A 6,925-nucleotide genomic window follows, 5' to 3' on the forward strand; every position below is an offset into this window, starting at 1 on the left:
TTGAAGCTCTGGTAACGAGTCGGACAATGGCCTTAAGACTCTTATTCATTTATAAATCCCTTTCTGCGATTATCTGCTGTAGTTAATGTCGCTTAAAATGTTCTCTACAACCTTCTGACCTGCACCGTTCAGACTCTCACGACCAAAACCGGATCTGCTGCCGGTTTTCTCATATACAACATTGCCGTTTACATCCTTAATTCTGATGGTAACACTGACAACAGGCTCACCGTCTAGACCTGCCTTGTAGTTCCACTCATCAACAGAACCTGAAATCACATAGTTGTGGCTTACAGTCTTCAGCCAGTCATTTGCCTTACGTGTTGTATAGGAATCATCAAGAATACTCTTAAGATCCTTTGGCTCGTCAGCAGACTCATAAGCTACATAACTGATGTTTTTTGCACTCAGTTCTGAACAGATAATTGTTTCAACATTCTCTGCTGCCAAAGGTGTATTTGACTGATTAACAAATGGCATTACCGCAAAGGTTGAACCGTTTGATACAGTCACACCGTTAGATCCTCTGTAGGTTGAGCAACCTGCTAAAGAAACAATTGCTGCTAAAATAATAAAAGTTAGTTTTCTCATTTTGTTTGTTCCTCAAATATTAAAAAACCATGCTGTAACCGACTGTAACGACTACAGACTTATTTCCCTGACGATCTGCTGTCTGCAGAGATGACATCAGGAAGAGCTCATCCTGAGCTTTAAATAAACTTACTCCAACACCGGCACTGATACCTGCATCCATCTTTTTCTCTGTAAAGTTGTAGCCGGTAAAGGCATCAAAAATAAAGCGGGGAGATGGTACGCTTGGACCTGGAACACCAGGTTCACCGTGATTTGTAGCAATACCTAATGCAAGATGTTTGTACTGTTCAGATATGTATGAATCTGGACCGATACTATTGATATTTTCATTATCTAGAGAACCGTTAAGTTTATTGGTCTTATTAAGCGGATCATCTGATATATGGTTATTCTGATATAAACCTGCCACATAACCGTAAACAGTAGGATCTGAACTGAATACAGGAGTCATTGCCATAGCTTCAAGATCGTATCCGGACCCCAGATTCTCATCATAGCGTGATTTGTATTTATGATAACGGGAAGTAAATACAAAATACTCTCGTCCCCATGGATTAGCACCGATACTCATCTGAGCGTAGTTGTCTTTACCAAGAACGGTCATCATGTGAGATAGAGTTGAGTGCTGATTTAAAGCTCCTGTTAAAGAAACAGAATAGCGCTCATCTAATCTGAACAGATAGTCAAGTTTCACACCATATCGAGGATCGGCCGCACCATCAGCAAGATCGGCAGTTAAGGTGAAATCATGCTTTTCTGTTTCGTAGGAAACAGAACCGATAACTCTCTTCTCAGACTTAAGTTTATCTATGGCCATATCATCAGGAGCTTTAGATCTCTGATATACAGTAGCAAGAGAAAGCTGACCTAAAGAATATGGAGCATGATAACTAACCGTATAGGAGTGAACTCCCCACTTAGGCTGAGAATTATAGACAGCCATCAGACTTCGGGACATAGAGTTGTTGTCTGCAGCCATCTGAGATCTTAAAGAATTGTTAACTGATTTATCAGGTGAAGCACCCACGGTTCTCTTTGCAAGCTGATAGGCATCCAGACGTTTGGTAAGCTTTTCAAGTGCATCATATCTCTCTGGCTCCTTGATACCTACACCGCGTTCTAGAAGATCTTTTATTTTTGCCTTATCCTTGGTTCTTACAGCCAAAAGCAGTTCCTGACTGTCTGAAAGCGCATACTGAGCAAGAGATGAGCGTTTTCTGAAATAAATGGCACTCTTGATATCATTTCTGTCAATCAGAGTAGAAATAAACTGAGAAACCAGAGCCTGACTCTGAGTTGATTCAAGTTCTTTTCTGAGAACTGCCTCTCCTTTATCCTTTGAGACAAAAGTAGAGATGATAGAAGCAAGGGTCACATTGTTATCACTAAGACTTAACAGTTCTTTAGTCTTGGTTTCAACAACAAAACGTCTTAGTTTATAGGCTTTGTCAGTGTAGCCGAGATCCTCAAGAACAGAGGCATATGACAGAAGATCAACAGCAGAAGGTTCACTGACTGTAGACAGATACTGCTCATACCAGGCCTTAGCTTCATTACCATACCCCAGCTCTGAAGCCAGACTTGCAGCTATCTGCCATGCATTTGGATTGGTTATAAACTTACTGCGATATTTCTTGTAAAGAGAATCTGCCTCTTTTTTATCACCGTTTAGAAGAGCAAGATTACATAAACCTTCAATTGCCTCTATATTAGAAGAGTCATTCTTCAGCATTTTTTCGTAAATGCCTTTTGCCTGCTTGTAATCACGCTCATGCATTGAAAGCACAGCTCTGTATGATAGAACCGCATTTGATCTGAATGAAGCAGGATCGTTTTTCTCAACAACCTTTAAAAGCTTCTGCATAAGCTCATAATTACCCTTCTCATTTGAGTAGGTCAAAAGCTCTGAGGCAATTGCAAAATCCTTCTTTTTTTCGTAATAAGCTATAAGCTTATCAAGATTGTTCTCATCAATAGGACCAATGCTGTTTAAAAGCTGATAGGTATTTGCATCTGAAGAATTGCGATCAAGCAGAATATTCTGGGAGTATCTTCCAATTGAGTCATCATCACAGCTCCAGGCAAGAGAAGAAACCATGATCATGTAATCATCATTCTCTTCATTCCAGTTTTTAACACTGGTAAGAGCTGTCAGTGCCTTTTTATCCTCACCAAGCATTACATAAGCATTAGCTGCATATAAAGCTTCCTGGGAAGTTGGAACTCTTACAGTTCTTAAAGATTCATAGGCCTTGACTACCTGAGGATAATCCTGAACATAACTTGTCAGTCTAAGTTTATGGCCAAGGAGAACTTCATTCTTTGGAGATTTTTCAAGGAGACTGTCAACAGCTGAAAGAGCCTTCTCTGAACCATAGGCTTTTTCCATAACATCAACAAAATCGTCATAGTCATCTTCTGCAACCAAGCCCTTCTCAAAAGAAGCGTCATAGAAGATTCCCATCTTCTCCATGTCTGCCAGAGCACTTGATTCAGCTATTCCCTGTTCAAGTTCCTCTTTTGTAGGGTCAAAATTCAGTAATTCAAGGCTTAGACGCTGGGAATTTTCAATATCAGACTGCCAGGTATATACATCATGCAGTTTTCTGGCAATTTCAGGCTTATGATCCTGATGTTCATCTGAAGCATAAAGTTTCTCAAGAACATCCTTTGCCTTATCCAGATCCTGTTTTGAAACTGAAGTTTCAACCAGTTTCATGAGATTCTCATAGGTTGGCTCTTTCTGGCAAAGTGTTTCTAACAGCACTGCTGATTCGTCAAACAGACCAAGCTTATTGGCAGTATCAATCTCTGCCTTTATAAAATTGATGTCATCCTTGAACTTACCGTCATACTCTTTTAAGAATGAAGCAAATAAATTCTTGTCAAAAGCTTCAACATACAGTTTGAAAAGCTCTTTATACCCTTCTTCTGTTTCGTCGTTCAGGAACAGAGACTTTCTGATTTCCAGAGCCTTATCATAGTGACCGGACTGAAGAGCTAAAGAATAAGTTTCGTTTAAAGTCTTATAATCAGGCTCTTCTATTTTGATGATATAGTCATAGGCACGGTTGGCATCAGAAATCTGGTAACAGATATTTACTATCTCATGGATCTGTTCTGGTGAAAAGTTTCTGTTTACAAGAGCATCGAGCTCTGCCTTAACCTCAGTTATAACCTGTTCTTTTGACTTGTTGTCAATAGAATCAGACATGGCAACACGAGTCTTGAGATACAGAATAAAGGTATCTAATGCAGAATGGTCAGGGTCTTCCTTGATTTCAGGATACAAAAGGTCCATTACCTCATTATAATTACCTTTTTCATACAGAAGTTTTGCCTTTAAATAAGGAATCATAGGATCATCTGGATTGATCCTCTCTAATTCTTGAAGATAGGTTAAAGAAACCTCTGGTGAATTTGTATCAGATATTTTCTTCTCCAAAGCTGTTAGAGAAGGAGATAACACATACACTGCACCTGCAGCTCCTGCTGCAAGTAAGGCAACTGTGGTCTTGTTAAGAAGACGTGTTTGCTTGCGGTTATTGTCTTTGTTATTTTTCATTTTAAAGAAAGCGACTATATTATCTTAGTTACAAATCAGAGTTCCGGAGATTGTTCCCTTATCCTTAGTTTCATATACCTGAACTGAAGACTCAGAGCTTTGAGTAAACTCATGAGAAGATACTAGCTGACATTTCTTATCTGACCAGACCTTCATCTTCAGAGGAATATAAGCAAGAATCTCAAAATCGATCCTGTTGTTGTTTAGCTGCCATTTATTAACAATTCCATTGGCACTTTTCAGCATTGGATTGGATGTTCTATTCTTTTTAAAGGAAACATAGCTGCGTTTTTTGTTTAGAATCAGATAATTACCATCTTCGCAGTCGTTAAATCCAACAAGGTTGCTGGATACAGGATATCCATATGATTTAGGGGTTCTGATAGAACGGATTCCTGTTGATGTAATAACGAAAGTTCCATCTAAGGTTTTAGCAAGACCAGTCTCATACAGTGTTCTGGCTCTCATTGCGTACTCTGAAAGATACATTGGAGTAACTTCCTGAGACAGAGCGTACTCATACAGAGACTTCAGAGCTTTTAAAGAAGACTGATAGGTTCCTGAGTACATATGGTAGTAAATAGCAATTGTTTTCAGTCTGCGTGGATGACCAGTAATTTCAAAGGATTCAACAGCTCGACCAAAACCGTCAAAATGCTCAGTCCACTCATTGGTATACATATTCTCATTCATCATAGGAGCATAAACCTGTACGCCATTTGTGGTCCAGTAGATCACAGGAGAGACATTGGTCAGGGAATCTTTTCCCTTTACAACCATGGTATTGCCGCCGTTTACATTGAGAAGCCCAAGCTTTTCAACTTTATCAATGGCTTCCTTTGAAGGATCGGCATCACCAGACCATAAAAAGACCTTAACTTTTTTGCCTGGAGGACACAGCTTTGTGTTGATGTAGTTTACTGAGCCAGCAGCTTCTCTGTCATAATCAACATGATCATAGCCAGGAACAGGAAGGAACTCACCGTAGATAAGGTGAGACTTGGGATCAGACATGTTCCAGGTAAAAGGATGTGAATAGGTATGAGAAGCAACTTCAACATTAGGTAATTCGAAGATTTTACGTGCTAAAGCTTCAAGTTCTGGAGCCTGATCTGCATGAATACCGCCGGCACTGATCTCACCTTCAATAACAGAAATAGTCTGAGGAATCTCAATTGGCTTAAAGACCTCGTTATAAAGAACCTCACTGACAAGAGGACCGCCTTTAAACCATGATCGTGATGGGAAACCATCACCGTCAACATGAGAAGTTAAAATTCTGAGACCAGACTCACTACTGGCATCGGCTGCAGGGATTTCTGGCAGATTAAGCATCAAATCCAAAAAGCCAAATGGCTCTAATAGCCATATATCCTGACTGTTGTTAAGACTGGTTACAGGATAAGGGTCAACAGCTACACCTCCCCATGGAGCCTTAAATACAAGATCTGAAGTCTCGTGGTTAGGATTGGATACTCTTGCTAAAACCTTAAAACCTTTTGACTCATCTACTTTATAGCTTAACAGTTTATCTTTAGGAGAAAAAACAGGATTGATTATTCCCTTTGAAAGCGCAGGCTTTTTTTCAAGCTTGTAAGGAGCATCAAGTTCTCCCTCAGAGGTAATTCCAAATGCCTTTAAAACCTCAGTATCATCTGGAAGGTTTCCCAAAAACAGGATTGGAAGGTAACCCACGTGAGATTTAAGCCATTCAGTCAGCTCGTGGTTCTGTCTATATCCGTCACCGCCTTCTGGGTAGAATACAATGGCGGCATAACGTGAACGATCAACCTTTGAAAAATCGATGTCGTAAATATTTACATTGTCGACAATATAACCTTTGTATTCCAGAGGAGTAGTAATTCTGGTGTGAATTGCAGAACCGTTATCCTCAGAAAGATTGCCGTCATAAACACCAAGGATTCGCCTTGGGACAGTGTAGGTATAGCTTACGCCCATGCCATAAAGCATACCGTCGCTTACATAAGGAGTATAGCCAAGTGCAGCGATTCTCTTTGCAAGCTCAACTCTTCCTTCAAGATCTGTATCAGGAAGATAATCAAGACCGATAGCTTCAACACCAGCAGACTTAACATGGTTCAGTCTGTCCATAATCCACTTTCTGTCAGATTCACTAACATCACTGTAGGAATCATCTGTTGCAGAATAGGTTTTATAAACAGATTCAGCACCGACTGCTTCTGGCTTGAAGTTGATTTTGTCAAAGATTTCAAAACCACGGTTAAAGATAAGCTTAGGAAGGACAGAATGAATACCGTTGACAAGCTTGGTTAAACCTTCAACCTGTCTGTCATACTCAGCTTTATCCTCTTCTTCATCAGCATATGCATTGAAGCTATCCAATGTATCAAGAAACAGACCGTCAAAATGACGCTTTTTTAAATCCTCTACACGCTGAATAATATGATCGTGCCATAACGGAGAGGTCACATCCATGATGTTGCTTTTCCACTCTTCATTATCAGTACGTTTTGCTTCCTTAAGATAATCAGGAAGAGATTCGTCATATTCTCCAACTGAAATGTATGAGTAAACAGAAATTCCGGCATTATGCAGCTCAGATATCTGTTTGTCTGTAACATTAGAAGGATCCAGTACAACCCGGTCAAAATTCAGTAATTCACGAATCGAATCGACTTCGTTGTAATAGAAACAGATTGATTTGTTTGTTTTCGCAAAAGCAGGATTAAGCACTGTCATAAGATAAAGCAGTGCAAATACAATTAACTTTTTCAAAATATTCAA

General features: G+C 39.7%; 3 protein-coding genes. All 3 read right to left on the reverse strand.

Annotated elements, in window-relative coordinates:
* Window positions 1-69: 69 nt before the first annotated feature.
* Window positions 70-591: a hypothetical protein gene (locus QZU45_RS10185; RefSeq protein ID WP_295354978.1), complete on the reverse strand. Its 522-nt coding sequence runs from the start codon at window positions 589-591 to the stop codon at window positions 70-72.
* A gap of 19 nt (window positions 592-610) precedes the next feature.
* Window positions 611-4,159: a tetratricopeptide repeat protein gene (locus QZU45_RS10190; RefSeq protein ID WP_295354981.1), complete on the reverse strand. Its 3,549-nt coding sequence runs from the start codon at window positions 4,157-4,159 to the stop codon at window positions 611-613.
* Window positions 4,160-4,183: 24 nt separating this feature from the next.
* Window positions 4,184-6,925: endo alpha-1,4 polygalactosaminidase (locus QZU45_RS10195; RefSeq protein WP_295354984.1), on the reverse strand; the 2,742-nt coding region annotated here is incomplete at its 5' end.

Origin of the sequence: uncultured Succinivibrio sp., from assembly GCF_902756765.1 — a bacterium.
Taxonomy (GTDB): Bacteria; Pseudomonadota; Gammaproteobacteria; order Enterobacterales; family Succinivibrionaceae; genus Succinivibrio.

Bases quoted from the DNA above. Each gene is read 5' to 3' on its own strand.
- QZU45_RS10190 (WP_295354981.1), bottom strand. From the start codon at position 4,159: ATGAAAAATAACAAAGACAATAACCGCAAGCAAACACGTCTTCTTAAC.
- QZU45_RS10185 (WP_295354978.1), bottom strand. From the start codon at position 591: ATGAGAAAACTAACTTTTATTATTTTAGCAGCAATTGTTTCTTTAGCA.